Genomic DNA, 19,163 nt, shown 5'->3' with positions numbered 1-19,163 from the left:
CTAACTATCTAAAATTTATGATGGTTAATAAAAGAAGGTCAGAAAATGAAAGATTTACATGATAGCAAGGGGAGACATATAGCAAATTTTATTAGTGGACAGTTATATGATGTACGTGGAAAAAATATTGGTCATTATATTGAAAATGCAAATATTTTTATAGATATACGCCAGTTATATTAACTGGTGGTTTACGTGAAATGAAAGATATGAAATTAATTTATGAAAATAGCGCAGTGAAATTTTTTGAATTTTCAAGACCATTCATAGCTAATATGAACTTTATTAAAACATTGCATATAATTATATTTGTTGAGGTTTTATTGAACTTCAAATTCAGAAAGAAAAAATAATAAAATGTAGAAATAACCCGCTCCGTAAATGGAGCGGGTTATTTAAATTAAGGGATATAGCTAAATATTAAGTAATTAAAATTGATAGACTTCGCCATCTTCTGGAAGTAAAATTTTATCGCTAATACCTTTTTCCGCGAGTTTTTCACGTAATGTTTCGCGTGTAAGCGTTGCATGGCTGACAGTATCCATGTGGCTAGCTATAATAGTTGAATTTGGGCAGATTTTATAGACTTCATAGACATCATTGTCATCCATAATCAGGCGGCCAAATTCAAGAAGTTCTGCTGCACAGGTATTGAGAATGATAATGTCTGGCTGATAGGTCTCAAGGATCTTCTGAATTTCAGGATACCATATCGTATCACCAGCAATGTAGAGTGTTTTTTCTCCCGGAGTTTTAAAAATAAAGCCACAGGATGGTCCACAAGCCTTTTCTGTTCCGTGTAAAGCAGGGGTTTTTATAATCTTGATTTCGTCGAATGCCATAAAATTGTCTGATAAAAGACTAACATTTTGAAAATTGGATTTCATCATAAAAAGGCGTTCTTCTTCATTTTGAACCCCAATAAGTACGGTTTTGTCGAGTAAAATTCCCCCCGTGCCAGTTGCTAGGTCCATATCAAAGTGATCCGGATGCAGATGGGTCAAAAGATACATATCAATACCGGCAAGGATTTTGTCTGTCGATTTTGGAAGCGCACACATTGGCATTTTAATAAGGGCTTTTGCTGGGTTTGGAACGCGATAAGCTTTAAGGTCAGCAAAGGAGCCCATTGTATCTTTAGCAGCTAGCCATGGGTCTATTAAAAAATTCTTTCCTGCGTATTCTATGCGTATAGTTGCATTACGGATTTGCTCAATTTTCATCTTAAAATCTCTCCTCATTTTTTGTCTATTCGTTATTAAACAGAACGAATAGTTATTTACATGCTGTATAGAAGTTAGTATACTGAATCATTAGGAAGACGTAAACTACAGCTTTTTCAATATAATATATTTCCTGACAGAATAGTAAAAGTGTTAAGCAGTTTGATGAGGGGGAATAATTTTGCCAGAAAAAGTAATGCGAAAAATAGACCGACGGACAATATATACCAAAATGGTCGTAAAGGATGCTTTACTGGAGATCATACAGAATCGAAGCTTTGAAAAAATTACGGTTACTTCGGTATGTAAGCAAGCAGAGGTCACTCGGGCTACCTTTTATCTGCATTTTGACGATCTGACGGCGGTCTTAGATGAAATTTTGGAAGATGCTCTGCAAATAACAGAAAATGTTTCAGACCATTCGAATGAAGATATACTACATATATTTCATTTAATAACGAGTGCTGAACGAGATCCAGAAAAGTTAAAAGAATGTGACTCATTGTTGCCGGTATGTCAAAGAATGGCAGATCTGCCCAAATATCGTGTTTTGTTTTTAGATGAGAGTTTATCTGAGTATATTATTAAAAAGATATTTCAGGCTGAAAAAGAAAAAATGGTTCCATTATTAATTCAGTATTGTCATCTGCCATTTGAGAAAGCTGAAATGATTTTTCTTTTTGCAATTTATGGTTCATTTAGTGTCAATAAAAAGCTTGGGTGGAAAAAGGATAAAGAATGGTACGAAATGCAGGGAACTTTGATTCGCTTTATTCTGGGTGGGATGGATGCTTTGCGATAGAAGAATATTAGCTTTCCGCGATTTTACACCAAACGGATATTTAAAATTCCGTTTGGTCTCAAATTCATCTAAGGCAAATAAGACAGCTTCTTTTGTTGGCACTTTATAAATTGGTTTTAGATCAGCAGTAAATTGTTTAATGTCTTTATTGGATATATAACGTGTCGAAACATGAATTTGATGAATTACACAGCACTGTACTTCTGTTTGAGGGAAAGCAACATTAATTTAAATAACCATGGAAAAAATACCGCTAGTCCTTGTAGTTACGATACAGGATTAGCGGTATTTTTTTAGACACTATTTGATTGATAGCTTACGAATGAAGAAAGATAAACGCAGATTATTGAGTGTTAAATGAGGAGCACAGTGTAATATTTTCCTGATTGTGTTACAACGTAAATGTAATTTTAGGTACAAATTACTTGTATAGATTTAGTGGTTAATAAAAAATCAAATATTGAGTTTTTTAAGTGCAACGGCAATACCATCTTCGTTATTGGATGTTGTGATCATGTCAGCAATTTTTTTCAGTGGGTTACAAGCATTACCCATAGCTACTGCCATTCCAGCAAATGCAAGCATCAGAATGTCATTCTGGGCATCCCCGAAGGCAATGACAGCTTTCACTGGTATGTTGAGTTCAGTGCAGACTTTTTCCATGGAAGCAGCTTTGTTTACGCCAATGGGTGTAGCTTCCAGATAGAATGGTGCAGATAGTACGAAGGAAAGGTCATCTTTAAATGTTTCCTTGATGAATTTAGTTTCAATATTCAGTGTTTCTGGTGGAGCGGTGATCAATATTTTAGCTGGGGAAAAATCTACAGCGTCGCAAATGTTGGTGACCTTTTTGATATCAAGATGATTGGAATTTTTTTCGTAAGGAACCATAAAACTTTCAGGATCGGTCGTGTAGATGGTATGGCCGTCATCGACGATCGGATTGACCGGAGAAGTTTCAAGATGGCGCAACAGTCGTTTGGCAAGCAAATTCGGAATCGTGTTGCTGTAAATAACATGTTCTGTCGTATGATCTGTCACTACACCTCCGTTGTAAGCGAGCAGCAGGCCGTGATATTTATTCATTTCAAGTTTGTCGGCAATCGGTATGAGTCCAGCAGTCGGCCGGAAGCGAGCACGAGAATACAGCCTTTCTGCTGTGCACGGAGCAATGAAGCCTTGGTAGCGGGTGTGATGTTTTTGTCATTGTTGTAGAGCGTGCCATCAACATCAAGTGCGATAATTTTTTTCATATAGTAATTCCCCCAGTTTTTTACTTGTACTATAAAATACCTATATTATAATAATAGTATAAGTATATAGGTGAATTCCAACAAAATAAGCCATAAAAATATAACAATAGTATTTTATATAGAAATGAAAGGCAGTTGTAAGAATGGACTTGAATGTTATGGAAGATGCCTCAGAAATCATCCATTATGATGATCCGAATATACCAATTTATGTAAAAATCGGACGACTATCAGCATTCCCTCATATGCGGGCGCTTGGACATTGGCATGAGGATATAGAGATTATGAAGGCGCTGCAAGGAAATTTCGTTTATAAAATCAATGGACGAAGCTTTCTGATAAAGGAAGGAGACGCAATGATTGTAAATTCGCGGCAGATGCACTATGGTTATTCAGCCGATGGAAAGGATTGTGAGTTTTTATGCATATTGTTCAAACCGGAACTCTTGTCGGGTAATCGTGAGCTTAGGTCTAAATATATCGATACGATCATACGTCATCATTACATTACGGAGTCATATTTATCCCGGCAGCAGCCGAAAGAGTGTTCTATGCTGCGTTTGATAGATGAATTTCTCCCATTGCCGATAAATATACAATCTGGATATGAACTTGAACTCTTGAGCAAACTGTATTTGCTGTGGCTGGGCTGGTTCCGATTGCTGCAACCGAAACTTTTGCAAAAGTTTCGGTCTTCGGATGCAAATATAGACGCTCAGAAAACCATGGTGGAATACATCTATAAAAATTATGCGAGAAAGCTTACTTTAGCTGGGATTGCCCGGAACGGCGGGGTATGCCGCAGTGAGTGCTGCCAGATATTCAAGAGTTATTTAGGAAAGACACCCATAGAATTTTTAAATGCCTATCGCTTGCAGGTCAGCATGAACCTGTTGAATGATGCAACGTATAGTATTACTGAAATTGCGATAGCATGCGGTTTTACAAATCCCAGCTATTTTACAGAGCTATTCCTCAGAACTAAGGGCTGTACCCCGAGTAGCTATCGTCGCCAGCAGAAAGAATTTTCTGAAAAAAATAAGGTGAATAATATTTTTATAAAATAAAATTTATATATGAGGAGAATAGCATATGATGATGCGGGAGAGGATTAGTTCCGGAAAGTTATTTACGGATATGACGGAAGGGCTGCCGGAGGAACGGCGGCAGGCAAAACTCAAAATGCAGGCTTTTAATGCGAGTTATCCCAGCGATATAATGGAACGTCAGCAAATTTTGAACGAGATTTTTGCCCGTGAGACAAAAGCATGGATTGAACCGCCGTTCTATTTCTGTTATGGAACCAATATTGAAATTGGGGAGGGATCATATTTGAATTTCAATTGTAATTTTGTTGATGACACGAAGATTATTGTTGGAAAAAAGGTATTAGTCGGTCCATCAGTCATTATTACTACGGTAGGGCATCCTGTCCATCCAGATTATCGTGGATACATGTATGCAGAATCGGTAAGAATTGAAGATAATTGTTGGATCGGTGCCGGAGTAATTATCTGCCCGGGTGTAACTATAGGGGAAAATTCGGTGATTGGAGCGGGGAGTGTTGTTGTAAAAAATATTCCGGCCAATGTAGTTGCGGTAGGCAATCCCTGTCGGATACTTCGTGAAATCGGGGAAAAAGACCGGAAATATTATTATCAGAACAGGGAATTTGATATTTAAAATCCACTTAATGATTTCACAAACACAATGTGGACTTTGTATGCTGGGTATTTTTCATAAATAAATGAACATTTTTCAAGTTTTATGTAAACACTAAAAACCAATATAAATTTAATAGTGATATATTAAGGGCATTGCTTGTAAAAGTGATGCCCTTTAAACATCTCTGTCTGAAAGATGTCCTTCAAAATAGATTTCCGGCTGAACTTTTATTTGGCTCCAGCCATTTTTTAGTAATTCCCTTATTGCCAGATACTCAGATACAGCATTTTAAAAGCTTGCCATCAGAGGGGAAAACTGTTAATAACTCAATCTATCAGCTGTTATCGCATTCTCAGAAGGAAATATGTTAAAGATTTTTTTGGTGGGTATAAGTAAATACGGGATTGGTATGGTCTGATTCATGAAATAACGTTTAGCCCCGCAGCAAAAATCCGATATAGAAAAAGTGAAGATAATAAAAATTTGCAATAATGCATGGCCTTGATCACTGTGATTCAAAAAATTTGATAAAGGTTTTCAATGTGGAAGATACATATCCTTCACTGTGCCAAATCAAATTTGGATGTATTGCCCATGGGGCATTTTTAATTGGAATGACATGCATAAATTCGCTTAGCATATTATTAATCATCGATCGAGGCAAAATAGTTGAGCCTAAATTATTTAAGACCATACTTAAAAGCAGACCTGAGTCGTGACTTATACAAGAAATCTTTAAATTCAGCTCTCTTTTCCCAAATTCACTTATGATTCTTTGATATAAGCTGTTCGAAGCCGGTGTACTAAGAAGAAGGAGGGGCATTTGTGAAATTTCTTCAATGGAAATGCATTCTTTCTCCCATACGAAATCTTGTGAAGTAACGAAAACACAAGTATCAAGTCGGAGAGCCTTGGTCCTGTATCCTTCAGTGTGAAAAGGCGGTGCGGAAAGAACTAATTCAATGGTATGTTTTTCCAATAAGTCCATGAGATAAGATATATTGCCTTCATATATCTCCGGAATAATGAAAGGATATTTTTTACGAAATTTTTTTAAAACAGGAAGCATGATTTCTGAACAGTGAATGGTCGTGCCGATTGATAAATTTTTTGTCATGTGTTGACCAAATTCTTGTATTTCGGTGATAGTTTCATCCATATTGTAAAGTATTTTCTTGGCATTTTTCAAAAAAGCTCTGCCTTGTGGCGTAAGCTGATGATGTTTTTTGTTTGTGCGGTCAATAAGAGTGACTCCAAGCTCATTTTCCATTAATTTTAGTTGTCTTGAAAGCGGTGGCTGCGCCATAAATAAACGCTTTGCTGCTTTGGTAATGTTCCCTTCCTCTGCAATTGCTACAAAATATTTTAACTGACGAATATCCATATGCTATATATTTCCTTTCTACAATACCTTAAAGGTATTATAGACCCATTTTTTTAGTATTTTCAATATATTTTTTTGAAAGGTATACTAAGAATAGAAACTCGATGAAAAGAGGTAAGATATTGAAAGTTATAGTGGCAATTACTGGGGCGACGGGATCAATTTTTGGAATTCGTATATTAGAAATTCTGAAAAACATTAAAGAAGTAGAAACACATCTTCTCTTATCAAAATGGGGGAAAAAAACTATAGAGTCAGAAACAAACTATACAGTAGAAAGGGTAGGCTTGCTTGCGGACTACACGTATGATATCGCAAATCTTGGCGCGAGAATCTCAAGCGGATCATTCCAGATAGATGCCATGATTATTGCCCCATGCAGCATGAAAACACTTGCATCCATCCGTATGGGATTTGCCGATAATCTTGTATCGCGTGCAGCAGATGTTATTTTGAAGGAACGAAAAAAACTGATTCTTTTAACAAGAGAAACCCCTCTCAACACAATTCATTTAGAAAATATGCTGGCATTATCCCGTATGGGAACTATTATGCTGCCGCCAATGCCGGCATTCTACAATAATCCAGAAACAATCGATGACCTGGTAAGTCATATTGCATATAGAACTGTGGATCAACTTGGTATCATTCTCCCTGATTTAAAACGTTGGACTGGATTGGCATAAAAATACTTTAATATATACCATAAAGGTATAACACTGATTGTAGAACAGATATTTTTCTGTTTTAAATAAATTATTATATAAATTTTTACTATAAACTGGGAGGCAATAAAATGGCTTACAGGGACTTAAGAGAATTTCTAGAAGTCCCCTTTATGAGCAGTTAAAGAGAGACTTTCCCGAAGTAGAAGCGGTAAATGCCATGTATACACATGGCATCGGTGCAATTGTGTCTACAAAATCTCGTTTTGGAGGATATGACAAAGCGGTTGCCATGAGGCTTCTTTCTACACCGCACGGAATGTCCTATACAAAAATTGTTATTATAGTAGATGAATTTGTAGATCCGTTTGACCTTAAACAAGTTATGTGGGCGCTGACAACGCGTGTACGTCCGGATAAGGACGTATTTAAAATCTCATGGGAAATATATCTATGTGATACCTGTAAATTTTCATGGAGAAGCACAGAAGGGATCAATATAACCGACCCGGACCAATACGACAAAAGATTCAAATTAAACCCGGCAGAACTTGATGCATTTGATCAGATTCCACCGATTCCCAAGCTGTTAAAAAAATAGCAGTAATATTATATGCAGAAAATATAGATAAAAAAAATTAGTTTATGAAAATCAAAAAATAGAGCAGTCTGTTCATTCCAAAGTTATTAGAGAGCTGCTCTGCTTCTGGCCAAAAGTATAAAATCTGAGCAGCCAAAAATGATTTCATGCTTTTATTTGAAATGACCTGCAGCATTTTTCACAGCGATAATTGGAAGTTTTGCAAAGGAGGAAAGTGGCGTGAAGAAAATTTCTTTAAAGGTCGGTGAAGGAAAGCATCACGTCTGTCTCCATACGGTGTTTTGTGGCAAGGACGCTATTCTATCTATTGCAGGAGGCGATGTGCCTCATATTGGTGCTGTCGCAGTTGCTGTTCCAAGAAAAAGTCTGACAGGAGACGGCAGCCATTCAGCAAGCGTCAGTGTGATCTGCATCGCAGGTCATAAAGAAGATGAGCTTGCTCGCAGCATCGCACTGCGTCTTAGTGCCTTATGGTTTTGCAATGTCACCGTTTCAGCGGGAATTCACATTAATGATGTGGAAAAAGAAGATATTGTTATATTACGCAAAAATATCGAAGAACTCGTGGAAAATATAATTGATAAAGTCAAGGATGAAATGCACTGAAGTATAACGATGATATGGAACCAAATAAATTTTTATAATAAACTGGGAGGCAATAAAATGGCTTACAGAGACCTAAGAGAATTTCTAGAAGTATTAGAAGCCGAAAAGCAATTAATCAGAATAAAAGATGAGGTTATGCCTGAACCGGACCTTAGTGCCATCGGACGTTCTGCACCAAACATGGAAAGTGCACCGGCAGTCCTTGTCGAAAAAATCAACGGATATAAAAATTCGGTCGTACTTAACGTGCATGGCTCTTGGCAGAACCATGCACTGATGTTGAATCTGCCTAAGGATACACCGGTAAAAGATCAATTTTTTAAACTAAAAGAACTATGGGATCAATATCCGGTAAAACCAGTTTGGACTGATAAAAAAGATGCTCCGGTCAAAGAAGTAGTAGTTGAAGCTGACATCAACCTTTTCGATGTACTTTCACTATTTCGGATCAATGACTTTGATGCTGGATTTTATCTTTCAAAAGCACTTATAGTTACCAGAAATCCTAATAATCCGGATAGCTATGATGAACAAAACTGCGGAATGTACCGTATTCAAGTAAAAGGAAAAGATAAAGTTGCCATTCAGCCAATGCCATTTCACGATATTGCAGTGCATTTAAAAAATGCTGAAGAGAAGAATGAAAGACTTCCCGTTGCGATCTGCCTTGGGAATGATCCCGTTCTAAGTTTCATGGCTAGTACACCGATTGCATATGTACAATCAGAGTATGATTTTGCCGGTGCACTAAAAGGAGAACCAATAGAACTTACAAAAGCAGAAACCAGCAGTCTTGATATTCCGGCTCGTTCAGAAATTGTACTGGAAGGATATATTGAACCCCGCATAAGAGAAATTGAAGGACCGTTTGGTGAATTCCCCGGAAGTTACTCAGGATCGCGGCTTCAGCCAATTATCAAAATAACGAAGATTACACATCGCAAGAACCCTATATTTGAAAACTTGTATATTGGCATGCCTTGGACAGAGGTTGACTACTTAGTAGCACTCAACACCAGTATTCCCCTTTATGAGCAGTTAAAGAGAGACTTTCCCGAAGTAGAAGCGGTAAACGCCATGTATACACATGGCATCGGTGCAATTGTGTCTACAAAATCTCGTTTTGGAGGATATGGCAAAGCGGTTGCCATGAGGCTTCTTTCTACACCTCACGGAATGTCCTATACAAAAATTGTTATTATAGTAGATGAATTTGTAGATCCGTTTGACCTTAAACAAGTTATGTGGGCACTGACAACGCGTGTACGTCCGGATAAGGACGTATTTAAAATCCCATATGCTCCGGGGATGCCGCTTGACCCGTCTTCTGAACCGGCCGGTATGCATACAAAATTGGTTATTGACGCAACAACACCCGTTGCTCCCGATGCCGGCAGAGATTGCGAACTGTTGGGAATGCCGGCGGATGTAAAAAAATGGTCAGAAATTCTTCGTGATTTAGTCAAAGAAGGAGGAAATAAATAATGAAATGTCCCAGATGCGATTCAGAATCAGTAAGCGTAATGGTAAAGTCTCCGGTCGGTGATGCATGGGAAATATATCTATGTGATACCTGTAAATTTTCATGGAGAAGCACAGAGGGGAGCAATATAACCGACCCGGACCAATACGACAAAAGATTTAAATTAAACCCGGCAGAACTTGATGCATTTGATCAGATTCCACCGATCCCCAAGCTGTTAAAAAAATAGCAGCATACTATAAATCAAAAAATATAAATAAAGTAAAAATAAGAAAAAACCTCTGATTCCAAAAGATCAGAGGTTTTTTCCTGTCTGGATGGGCATTGGCCATTTTTTTGTGATTCCCAATATGGATCATAGTTGTCTTCGGAAAGGTTTATCGCTCGGAGATACATTTTTCTGCCGATTCAACTTGCTATAATGAGATGCTCACTGCTCCTGTCGGGCAATAGTTCTCTGATCGCTGGAGAAAATTTGAAAATCTATTTGCTGCTTAATATGCCAGCACCTCATAACCCGCTTCGGTTACTAAAACTGTTTTTTCCCATTGAGCAGAGGGCTTTCCGTCGGCAGTACGAATAGTCCAATTGTCATTTGCATCTGTTACTATTTTAGAAATTCCCATATTTATCATAGGTTCTACGGTAAAAACCAGTCCTGGAACCAGGAGCATTCCTGTACCTTGTTTTGTCACATGGCTAACCCAAGGCTCTTCGTGAAATTCTAGACCAATGCCATGACCTCCAATTTCCCGAACCACAGTATAGCCATTTTTCTCAGCATGATTATTTACTGCCTGTCCAACATCGCCGAGAAAGCCCCAAGGTTTTACTTGTGCAAGACCCATATCCAAGCACTCTTTGGCGATATCAACCAATTTTTGTTTTTGGGGAGAAACAGAACCAACGCAAAACATACGTGAAGAATCTGAAAAAAAACCATTGTAAATTGTAGATACATCAATATTCACAATATCTCCATTTTTCAAGAGAATATGTTTCGCAGGAATGCCATGACATACAACATCATTAATTGAAATACATACGCTTTTGGGGTATCCCTCGTAATGAAGATCTGCAGGAATTCCTCTGAGCTCTTTAGTTTTTTCATAAATGAGTCGATCAAGCTCTTCGGTGGCTGCTCCATCGACCACAAAATTTTCAATAAAATCAAGTATAGCAATATTCCGTCTGCCGCTTTCCCTGATACCTTCTATTTGCTGCTTGGTTTTTAGTAATTTTTGGTCTGGTACTTCAAATCCTTTTAAGCGATAAATTTCCATTTGTTCATTAATAAAAGCGTGGCATTTTTTATATTTTCGCCCGCTGCCACACCAACATAAATTATTTCTTCCAAACTTATCAGACATTTTATCTCTCCGCATTTATAAATTTGAGGAGGCAGTATACCTTATGGCTGGGGTGAGCTCAGAAAAATTACCGCAGGCTTTCCGATATTGTCGTGGTGAACATTGAAAAGCCTGTGAAAAAGCTCTTGCAAACGCTTCAGATGACAAGTATCCATATCGAAAAGCAATATCAGTTATTCTATCATTGGTCACACAGAGATCATAAGCGGCAGCTTTTAATTTACATTGGACTAGAAACTGTTTATATGTCATACCCATGTGCCTTCGAAAGTTTGTTGAGCAATAATATGGTGAATAACCAATATATGATGACATGCTTTGCAGACTTGGTTTTTCCGTTATGTTATTTTCTATCCACTTTACCATTAACTCTATTGTTTGCACAGACATTTGCCTCACTCCTTTTTCCAGTATAACAATTCTCGCAAACAATTACCTGATATAAGTTGCACAGATGAAATAAAATTATCGTAAGCAATCTTTGCAATTTGACTGAAACAAGAGTTTACAAACGATGTTAATTGCCACATAGGTTATCAAAACCATATATTATAATTTATACTAAGCAAATAATAATATATTCAAAATAAGATGTAGAAACTGTTTTCGGCAGTACATAAAAGTATAAAGAAATCTTTTATGTGTTCTGTGCTAAGTTTAGCCGAAGCCGTTTAATATCGCCAATTGGGGGTAATCCAAACATTCGTAGATATTCTCTGCTGAATTGTGAAGGACTGTCATAACCAACCTGATATGCGACAGTTGCGGCTTCAGATGATTCCGATAACAATAAACGTCGTGCCTCCTGTAATCTGATTTGTTTTTGATACTGTAATGGAGTCATAGCAGTTACATCCTTAAAATGACGATGCAACGATGCAGAACTCATATTTGCAATTACAGCCATATCATCGATGCGTAAGTTCTTGTCATAATTATTTTTAATATATTCGGTTACTGCCGCAATACGAGAGAAATTGCTGTCTGCCAGAGCAATTAATTTCAAAGCATCTTCTTGTTCATCACAGAGAATCCTATAGAGAATCTCACGGATTATTAACGGAGCAAGTATAGAGATGTCTTTGGGGCTGTCCAGAAGCTGAACAAGTCTCACTACTGCATTGAGAAGGCTGAACGGCATCTTTCTCAAAAACAAACTGCGACCGGATCTTTTTATTTTATTTGGCAGAAGATCGGATCCTTTTATAATATCCAAGATAAGATTGGGATCCAGGTCCAGGCGGATTGCCAAATAGGGACATTCACGTGAAGCCATGATCACTCTTCCGGTAATTGGTACCCCAACAGATACCGCAAGATAGTCAGAAATGCCATATCGGTAACTTTCTGAGCCCAGCATTACTATTTTTTCTCCTTGAGCGACTATACAGAGAGAAGGTTTTTGAATATGACATATAGGCACTGCAATATTTGAATCACAAATAAGATGCAGAGATGAAATTTTAGTTTCATGATCTCCGTCACTGCCAGAAAAATACTTAATAAGTCTGGCTAGTTCTTGTTGCTTCGTAATTATATCCTTTGTGGATGGTAAAGTTATAAAACCAGGCATTGACGAGCTCCTCCATCAGATTTTATTTTTGTCATATCTTAATAGTATACTCAGATAATATGTAATAAAAATGATAGTATTATGCAATAAGTTGATGTAAATATTATACCATGAATTACTATTTTAAGGATATAATAATATCGAGCGGCATGTTAATGCCTAAAAAATGATATTAACATGCAATAATAAACAGAAAAAGGAGTAGTGCTATGGAAAAAAATAAGAAAAATAAATGTATAGGAATATGAAGGATCGATGTTAGTTGCACTCACCAGAAGATTTTGACCGACAAGGTATATAGTTGAAGAAATATCTCACGATGTTGAGTAATCTCAGCGTAAGCTGCACATCAAATTTGTATTGTGCTCGACCTTTGCATCCAATATGTTGATAAACAGAAACACCTTATTATTTGTGCTATTCAAGGAGGAAAAACCATGAAGCTTTGGAAGAAGATTTTTCTGGGATACTTTGCAATTGTGATTATTACGATCATAGCCAATATTTTAGGCATTTATCTTGTAAACGGCATGAATTCCATCACTAAATATATGCAGTCCAATCAACTTGTTTTATTTGAAAAAACTAATCAGGCCGGACAGAACAGCATAAATGAATCCAGTATGTTATATAAATTTGTTTTGACCGGACAGGATTCATATCTTGAGCAATATAACAATATTTATAAAGAAAACAATACTTTACTCACCTATCTTGAACAACGGGCAATATCTTCGCAGGGAAAACAGCTTGCTATAGATTTACGGACGCTGGAAGACAATTATAAAAAAATCGTCGACACCAGACTTGTACCTGCTAAACGCACCAATAACGAAGCCGAAGTTTCCTCAATAATCAAAAATGAGCTGGAACCAATTGATATAAGTATTCAGGAAAGTTCCGATGCTTACAGGAAGTTTCGTGAAACACAACTGGGAAACAGTTTTGATCAGGCATATACGAATGGGGAAGCTGTGATAATTTCCTTAATAATATCCAGCTTGATCGTCACTGGTTTGGGAATATCAGTTGGTTTTTTTATCACTCAAGGCATAGCTAAACCGCTAAAAAGCCTTGTAGAGAAATTGGAAATGGTTGCCGACGGTGATTTCAGTTTCAAAATTGATGAAAAAAATTTAAGAGATAATAGCGAAATCGGTGATATTTACCGTGCTGTCAATACTATGGTAAAAAGTATCGGCAATATTTTGAGAAAAATTCTAAACTCTTCTGAAACATTGGCAGCATCGTCAGAAGAGCTGACAGCAAGCACTGAACAGTCTGCACAAGCTTCAAATCAGGTAGCAGGGGCTGTTGCCGGAGTTGCTCAGAGTACAGATAGGCAGTTGCTATTAACTACCAATGCAAATACAACAGTCCAACAAATTTCCAATGCAATCAACCAGGTCGCTTCCAGCACTGAAACGGTTTCCAGTTCTGCTGAAAAAGCAGCATCCGTTGCTAATAGCGGAGAAGATGCCGTTAAGCAGGCGATAAGTCAGATGAATATTATTGAACAAAAAACCAATGATACCTCCAATGTAGTCAATGAATTGGAGGAAAAATCGGAACAAATCGGACAGATCGTTGATGCCATTTCCAAGATTTCCGGGCAAACGAACTTATTGGCTTTAAATGCGGCAATAGAAGCAGCAAGAGCAGGTGAAGCCGGCAGGGGATTTGCTGTAGTAGCAGAAGAAATTCGTAAATTAGCGGAAGAATCCCAAGAAGCGGCAAAGCAAATAACAGAGCTTGTCAATGATGTGCAGACAAAAACTGACAGTGCTGTGACTTTTATGAATGACAGTAAAGGTGAAGTTGATGCAGGCACAAAAATTGTAGCGACGGCAGGAGAAAGTTTTGAGAAAATATTGGCAATGGTGCGCGACATGACCGGGCGGATATATGAAATATCAGAAGCCGTTGAAGCAGTGATAGGCAGTACCCAAAATATTGTCAGTGCTGTACAGGAAATAGACAATGAAAGCCAAAAAAACTCTGAGCAGACTCAATCTATTTCAGCTGCTGCACAGGAACAATCAGCATCTATTGAAGAGATTGCTTCATCAAGCCAGCATTTGGCAAAAATGGCGGATGACCTGCAGCAAGCTGTCCGGAAATTTAAAATATGATTTTATAATTTACTTAATTCCTCTGCATCAAATTAGTGAATATTTTAATGTGCCGCATAAAACAGCATGATTTTTCCAGCACTGAATTCCACTCTGTGTGCAATAAGTGTATGCAGATAAGCCGGAAAAAAATGAATTTATTGTATAAGAAAACAATAAAATCTGGCTTTGTTAAGTAAAAATGAAAAGATAGCTAATGTTTCTGTAGAAAAGCACTAAATTTTATCAACTTGCTAAAGAAAACAAGTTTTTCATATTGGGATTATAGTTAGCTCCGGCAACTTGAGCAGGAGTTAAATGATTAAGACCAGTATGAGGGCGCATGAAGTTGAAAAAGAAGACAAAAACAGAAATAGTAGCATTAGCAGAGTGAAAAGAATGAAAGCCACGTTTGGTTTTATACCAAGCCTTGAAACGGTTGTTAAAAGCTTCGATAAGATTGTTGCTAATATCGTCCTTAAAGCTCTCGACACGAATGTGTTTAGCATGAGGAAAGTAGCACTTAGTAGGAATCTTGTAGGCACTATAGCGATCGCTAACAATGGCATTGGGATTACCTAAAGGGGAAACATGCTGAAATAAAGCATGTGCCTGAGGAGAAGAACGATGTGGTGAAAGATGAAAACCAAGAACAAAGCGGGTTTCACTATCGATGATGAACCAGATGTAGTATTTCTTTCCAGCAATTTTAACCACTGTTTCGTCAGCATGCCATTCATCAGAATTGAAATTCATAGAAGGTATGAGCTTTAAAGAAATATTATCAAAAAGCGGAGCGAATTTTTTGCACCACTCAGCAACACTAACATGAGAAAGCTTGATGCTGTAGAGCTGATAAAGCATGAGAGAAATGTTACGAGTAGAGCTTTTGCCTATGAAAAAAAGAGTTAAAACAGTGATGATTAAATGAACTGGATGACGCATGCGTGATAAATTGGATTTACCAAAAAGTTTAGAAACAGAAGGTGGCAAAGTAGCAGTTGATTTTGGTTGAAAAAATGAATGATTACATTTTTTATCAGAGCAACGAAAGTTAGAATAATCACGATAATCGTGATGCAAGAAAGACGATTTTCCACACATAGGGCAAGGAGGATACTTTTTACCTCTGACACTGGGGAGAGCATCTGGTGCAAATTGATGTTTACAAGCAAGGCAGCGATATTTTTGATTACCGAATTTATCTTTGCCAAACTTATGGAAATGGTGATTATTGTTGCATTTAGGGCATACAATCGGTATAATTTTCTGCATGAGGCATCGTCCTTTCGATTGGTGTGTTTTCTAGCAGAAACATTGTACCATTGAAAGGTTCGGTGCCTCAATTTTCATTTAAGTTAACAAAACGTAAAATCTGAAGAGGAGAATTAGTATGAAAATTGGATGGATAGGACTAGGTGCAATGGGGATGCCAATGGTTCGTCATTTGGCATGTGGGGGGCACGAAATAATAATTTACAATCGAACGAAATCCCGTGCTGCCGCATTACAATATTATGGCTGCAAAATTGCCAATAATCCGGCAGAAGTGTGCGATGCAGATATTATTTTTACTATGCTTTGGGATGATCAGGCAGTTGAAGCCATCACCTTTGGTGAAAATGGGATTCTCAGCGCATCTGGATATAAGCTGCATGTAGGTATGAGTACTGTTAGCCCGCAATTTGCCAAACGTCTTGCGAATGCTCACGCTGAACATGGACAAGATTATATTTCGGCGCCGGTATTCGGGAGACCATTGGCAGCAGAGACCGCACAACTCGGCATTGTTGTCGCAGGGCAAGATGCGGCGATTAAGCGCGCAGCTGAGTTATTGAATCTTATGGGGACAGTATTTATAACAGGGAAAGACGCGTGGAAGGCAAATCTTATTAAGCTTACTGGCAACTTTATGATTGGAGCAATGCTCGAAGTATTGGGAGAGGCATTTGCATTAATACGCAAATCCGGAGTTGATCCGGTACGATTTTTAAATGTAGTGAATGGCACTGTTTTACGATCTCCAGTATATGAAAACTATGGTAAATCAATCATCGAAGAAGATTTTAGTACAGGTGGTTTACAGATAGGATTGAAGGATATTAGTTTCATACGTGATATTGCAGTTAAAGCTGGTGTACCAATGCCTGTAGCTGCATTGGTACAGGATCGTCTTTTGGTAGGATGTTCACGTAACTATGCTGAATTGGACTGGAATGTGCTCGCAAAAATTATTGCCGAAGATGCTGGAATAAAATAACCTTTGACAATGAATTGATGGAACACAGTCAGGCAGGTGGACAAATTTTAAAAGTATAATCTATAAAAATGCAGCGCCTTTGTATTTGATGGTAAGCATCTTCTACTTAGCTAGGAGTTGAATATCTGAGTGAACCATATGGCCATTTAGAATTATACCGTTGGATATATTCAAAGCAGGGCAGGCGTAGTATTTGCTTAAAGAAACTCTAAGTGTGCTCATAAACACAAAAAAAGCGGCATCAGAAATTTCTTTCCAATGCCGCTGACCTTACAAAAATGGCGGAGTGAGAGAGATTCGAACTCTCGCACCGGTTACCCGGTCTAACGATTTAGCAAACCGTCCTCTTCAGCCTCTTGAGTATCACTCCATAATATTAAATTGTCAACAGAAACAATCCGTAAATGGCTGCCTGTTAAATAACTCCTTAAGAACATCTAATATATTATCAAATAAATTTTTAATTGTCAATGATTTTTTTATTTTGCCTGCTGATTTTATATATGCATTAATAAAAAATTTGACTAAAACGAAATGATATGTTATTATCTATTTGATAATGAATATCATTCCTTTCTAACTCTCCAATAATATATGTATTGTATTATCCACTACACAACGTCTGCCGTAACGGCAGGCGATTTTTTTTTATCAGCTGGGTTTGATAACCAAATAAGATAATCTGAAATGAAGATCTTTTTTAGTATAATTTTTTTATCGTTCACCAAAATTTTTTGGAGAACTGACCGTATTATTTGTTTACCAAGATAAAATGCGGGTAATAATTGAGTTATTACGGCATGAGTATTCCAATTGACATAACGGATTGTGCATGCTATCATACCAATAATGATTACATTGGCTGATTAGAAAAACTAAAGGTCAGGGTATGTGCAGCAGGCATGTGCTCTGACCTCTTTTGTTTTTCTGCAAATATTTTTAAAGAATGAGGATGATCAATATGGCAAAAAAAGCATACGGGAAAAAATATGGTTTTCAAACAAGAGCTGTGCATACCGGCAATGACGTAGATAGTGAAACCGGTGCTATTAAGCGGCCTATAACGATGGCAAATAGTTATGAGCTGCCGTATGATCCTTCTGATATGAATTGGAGCAGTGCCGACAAAAGCATTTACACGCGCAATGGGGGCAATAATCAGAAATACCTGCAGGAAAAATTAGCGTCACTGGAAGGTGGGGAAGACTGTGTAGTATTGGCCAGTGGTGTTGCAGCTCTTTCTGGTTTATTTTTTTCTCTTCTTAAAAGCGGGGATCATGTAATTTTTTCCAGTGTCACCTATATAGCTGTATATCGCTTGTTTAACGAGCTTCTAAATAATAAATTTAATATAGAAACATCGATCATTGATACCACAGATCCGGAAAATATAAAAAAAGTATTGAAATCAAATACAAGACTGATACATATAGAAACTCCGGGGAATCCCACGCTGATGGTTTCAGACATAAAAAAAATTGCTGATGTAGCGCATGCTAATAATGTGCTGCTTTCTGTTGATAATACGTTTGCTTCTCCGTTTAATCAACGCCCGATAGAGTTGGGAGCTGATTTTGTCATAGAAAGCCTTACAAAATATATAAATGGACATGGAGATGCATTGGGTGGGGCAATCATCGGCAAAAAAAGTTATTTGGATACTGTAAGGGCGCAGGCACAAATAAATCTTGGCGGCGTCATCAGTCCTTTTAATGCATGGTTGATTATGCGCGGAGCTGTCACACTTCCATTACGAATGAGACAGCATAACGAAAATGCCCAAAAGGTTGCCGAATATTTAGAAAGCCTCTCTTGTGTGCGTTTTGTGGCATATCCTGGATTGAAATCACATAAAGAACATATTATTGCAAGAGCGCAGATGGCGCCGGGATTTGGCGGAGTGCTGTCCTTTGGATTAAATGCTGATCATGATACACACAATAAGTTTATCAGCCAGTTAAAAGTTATTACATCCGCTGTGTCCCTTGGACATGATGAAAGTCTGATAGTATTTTTGGGAGAAAATGATGAGCGGCAGTATCTTTATCCCGAAGAATTTCACAAAGGTTTTTTCCGATTTAGCGTGGGAATAGAAGATACTGAGGATATTATCGATGATCTGCGGCAGGCATTAACGAAGGTCAAGCTTTTGAATGCCGATATATAA

The 19,163-nt window shown here is 37.6% G+C and carries 18 protein-coding genes, 1 tRNA gene and 2 pseudogenes; 12 read left to right on the top strand and 9 right to left on the bottom strand.

Annotated features, from left to right (window positions below):
• Window positions 1-45 precede the first annotated feature (45 nt).
• The gene (locus NXG61_RS13270; RefSeq protein WP_307224549.1) at window positions 46-183 is read left to right on the top strand and encodes a hypothetical protein; all 138 of its coding nucleotides are present in this window, start codon (window positions 46-48) and stop codon (window positions 181-183) included.
• A gap of 245 nt (window positions 184-428) precedes the next feature.
• Here the strand turns inward: NXG61_RS13270 and NXG61_RS13265 are convergent, their stop codons facing one another.
• Complete coding sequence (locus tag NXG61_RS13265; protein WP_307224551.1) at window positions 429-1,223, bottom strand: MBL fold metallo-hydrolase; 795 nt, start codon at window positions 1,221-1,223, stop codon at window positions 429-431.
• 181 nt (window positions 1,224-1,404) lie between these two features.
• Between NXG61_RS13265 and NXG61_RS13260 the strand changes: the two genes are divergently transcribed.
• Window positions 1,405-2,025 (top strand): TetR/AcrR family transcriptional regulator, encoded by a 621-nt coding sequence (locus NXG61_RS13260; protein ID WP_307224553.1) that lies wholly within the window; start codon window positions 1,405-1,407, stop codon window positions 2,023-2,025.
• 6 nt (window positions 2,026-2,031) lie between these two features.
• On the opposite strand, the pseudogene NXG61_RS13255 reads toward NXG61_RS13260, so the two are convergent.
• Window positions 2,032-2,253: pseudogene (locus NXG61_RS13255) on the bottom strand (transposase); the annotation flags it as partial.
• A 225-nt stretch (window positions 2,254-2,478) separates the two neighbouring features.
• Window positions 2,479-3,278, bottom strand: a pseudogene (locus tag NXG61_RS13250) (Cof-type HAD-IIB family hydrolase).
• A 143-nt stretch (window positions 3,279-3,421) separates the two neighbouring features.
• Between NXG61_RS13250 and NXG61_RS13245 the strand changes: the two are divergent.
• Both NXG61_RS13245 and NXG61_RS13240 read left to right on the top strand, forming a co-directional pair.
• Window positions 3,422-4,345: an AraC family transcriptional regulator gene (locus NXG61_RS13245; RefSeq protein ID WP_307224560.1), complete on the top strand. Its 924-nt coding sequence runs from the start codon at window positions 3,422-3,424 to the stop codon at window positions 4,343-4,345.
• Window positions 4,346-4,370: 25 nt separating this feature from the next.
• On the top strand, window positions 4,371-4,961 hold the full coding sequence (locus NXG61_RS13240; RefSeq protein ID WP_307224562.1) for a DapH/DapD/GlmU-related protein: 591 nt from the start codon (window positions 4,371-4,373) through the stop codon (window positions 4,959-4,961).
• A 487-nt stretch (window positions 4,962-5,448) separates the two neighbouring features.
• On the opposite strand, the gene NXG61_RS13235 is transcribed toward NXG61_RS13240, so the two are convergent.
• Window positions 5,449-6,327, bottom strand: coding sequence for a LysR family transcriptional regulator (locus tag NXG61_RS13235; protein ID WP_307224563.1), 879 nt, complete (start codon window positions 6,325-6,327; stop codon window positions 5,449-5,451).
• Window positions 6,328-6,431: 104 nt separating this feature from the next.
• Between NXG61_RS13235 and NXG61_RS13230 the strand changes: the two genes are divergently transcribed.
• The 5 genes from NXG61_RS13230 to NXG61_RS13210 all read left to right on the top strand — a co-directional run bounded on the left by NXG61_RS13230 (window position 6,432) and on the right by NXG61_RS13210 (window position 9,911).
• Entirely contained in the window at window positions 6,432-7,013 is a 582-nt protein-coding gene (locus NXG61_RS13230) for a UbiX family flavin prenyltransferase (RefSeq protein WP_307224566.1), read from the top strand.
• 133 nt (window positions 7,014-7,146) lie between these two features.
• Window positions 7,147-7,593, top strand: a complete 447-nt coding sequence (locus NXG61_RS13225; protein ID WP_307224580.1) for a non-oxidative hydroxyarylic acid decarboxylases subunit D — start codon at window positions 7,147-7,149, stop codon at window positions 7,591-7,593.
• A 219-nt stretch (window positions 7,594-7,812) separates the two neighbouring features.
• Window positions 7,813-8,199: a hypothetical protein gene (locus tag NXG61_RS13220; protein WP_307224567.1), complete on the top strand. Its 387-nt coding sequence runs from the start codon at window positions 7,813-7,815 to the stop codon at window positions 8,197-8,199.
• A gap of 57 nt (window positions 8,200-8,256) precedes the next feature.
• Window positions 8,257-9,684 carry a non-oxidative hydroxyarylic acid decarboxylases subunit C gene (locus NXG61_RS13215; protein ID WP_307224569.1) on the top strand — a complete coding sequence of 476 codons (1,428 nt, stop codon included), beginning with the start codon at window positions 8,257-8,259 and terminating at the stop codon, window positions 9,682-9,684.
• Entirely contained in the window at window positions 9,684-9,911 is a 228-nt protein-coding gene (locus NXG61_RS13210) for a non-oxidative hydroxyarylic acid decarboxylases subunit D (protein WP_307224571.1), read from the top strand. Before NXG61_RS13215 ends, NXG61_RS13210 begins: the two co-directional genes overlap by 1 nt.
• Before the next feature lie 265 nt (window positions 9,912-10,176).
• Here NXG61_RS13210 and NXG61_RS13205 read toward each other — a convergent pair whose 3' ends face one another.
• From NXG61_RS13205 to NXG61_RS13195, 3 genes are all read right to left on the bottom strand, one after another.
• Complete coding sequence (locus tag NXG61_RS13205) at window positions 10,177-11,052, bottom strand: methionyl aminopeptidase (protein WP_196605383.1); 876 nt, start codon at window positions 11,050-11,052, stop codon at window positions 10,177-10,179.
• A gap of 15 nt (window positions 11,053-11,067) precedes the next feature.
• On the bottom strand, window positions 11,068-11,442 hold the full coding sequence (locus NXG61_RS13200) for a helix-turn-helix transcriptional regulator (protein ID WP_196605382.1): 375 nt from the start codon (window positions 11,440-11,442) through the stop codon (window positions 11,068-11,070).
• 247 nt (window positions 11,443-11,689) lie between these two features.
• On the bottom strand, window positions 11,690-12,625 hold the full coding sequence (locus NXG61_RS13195) for an AraC family transcriptional regulator (protein WP_307224573.1): 936 nt from the start codon (window positions 12,623-12,625) through the stop codon (window positions 11,690-11,692).
• Window positions 12,626-13,062: 437 nt separating this feature from the next.
• Here NXG61_RS13195 and NXG61_RS13190 point away from each other — a divergent pair, with 437 nt between their 5' ends.
• Window positions 13,063-14,757, top strand: a complete 1,695-nt coding sequence (locus NXG61_RS13190; protein WP_307224575.1) for a methyl-accepting chemotaxis protein — start codon at window positions 13,063-13,065, stop codon at window positions 14,755-14,757.
• 225 nt (window positions 14,758-14,982) lie between these two features.
• Here the strand turns inward: NXG61_RS13190 and NXG61_RS13185 are convergent, their stop codons facing one another.
• Window positions 14,983-16,011 (bottom strand): IS6 family transposase, encoded by a 1,029-nt coding sequence (locus NXG61_RS13185; protein ID WP_307225425.1) that lies wholly within the window; start codon window positions 16,009-16,011, stop codon window positions 14,983-14,985.
• 118 nt (window positions 16,012-16,129) lie between these two features.
• On the opposite strand from NXG61_RS13185, the gene NXG61_RS13180 reads away from it, so the two are divergent.
• Window positions 16,130-16,996: an NAD(P)-dependent oxidoreductase gene (locus NXG61_RS13180; RefSeq protein ID WP_307222512.1), complete on the top strand. Its 867-nt coding sequence runs from the start codon at window positions 16,130-16,132 to the stop codon at window positions 16,994-16,996.
• Window positions 16,997-17,275: 279 nt separating this feature from the next.
• Here the strand turns inward: NXG61_RS13180 and NXG61_RS13175 are convergent.
• A tRNA-Ser gene (locus NXG61_RS13175) sits at window positions 17,276-17,366 on the bottom strand.
• Window positions 17,367-17,957: 591 nt separating this feature from the next.
• Here NXG61_RS13175 and NXG61_RS13170 point away from each other — a divergent pair.
• Complete coding sequence (locus NXG61_RS13170; RefSeq protein ID WP_307222514.1) at window positions 17,958-19,163, top strand: trans-sulfuration enzyme family protein; 1,206 nt, start codon at window positions 17,958-17,960, stop codon at window positions 19,161-19,163.

Origin of the sequence: Pectinatus haikarae (assembly GCF_050916305.1) — a bacterium.
In the GTDB taxonomy this organism is placed as follows: domain Bacteria; phylum Bacillota; class Negativicutes; order Selenomonadales; family Selenomonadaceae; genus Pectinatus; species Pectinatus haikarae.
Note: the sequence above shows the minus strand (reverse complement) of the source record. Positions and strands in the feature narration are given on the sequence as shown.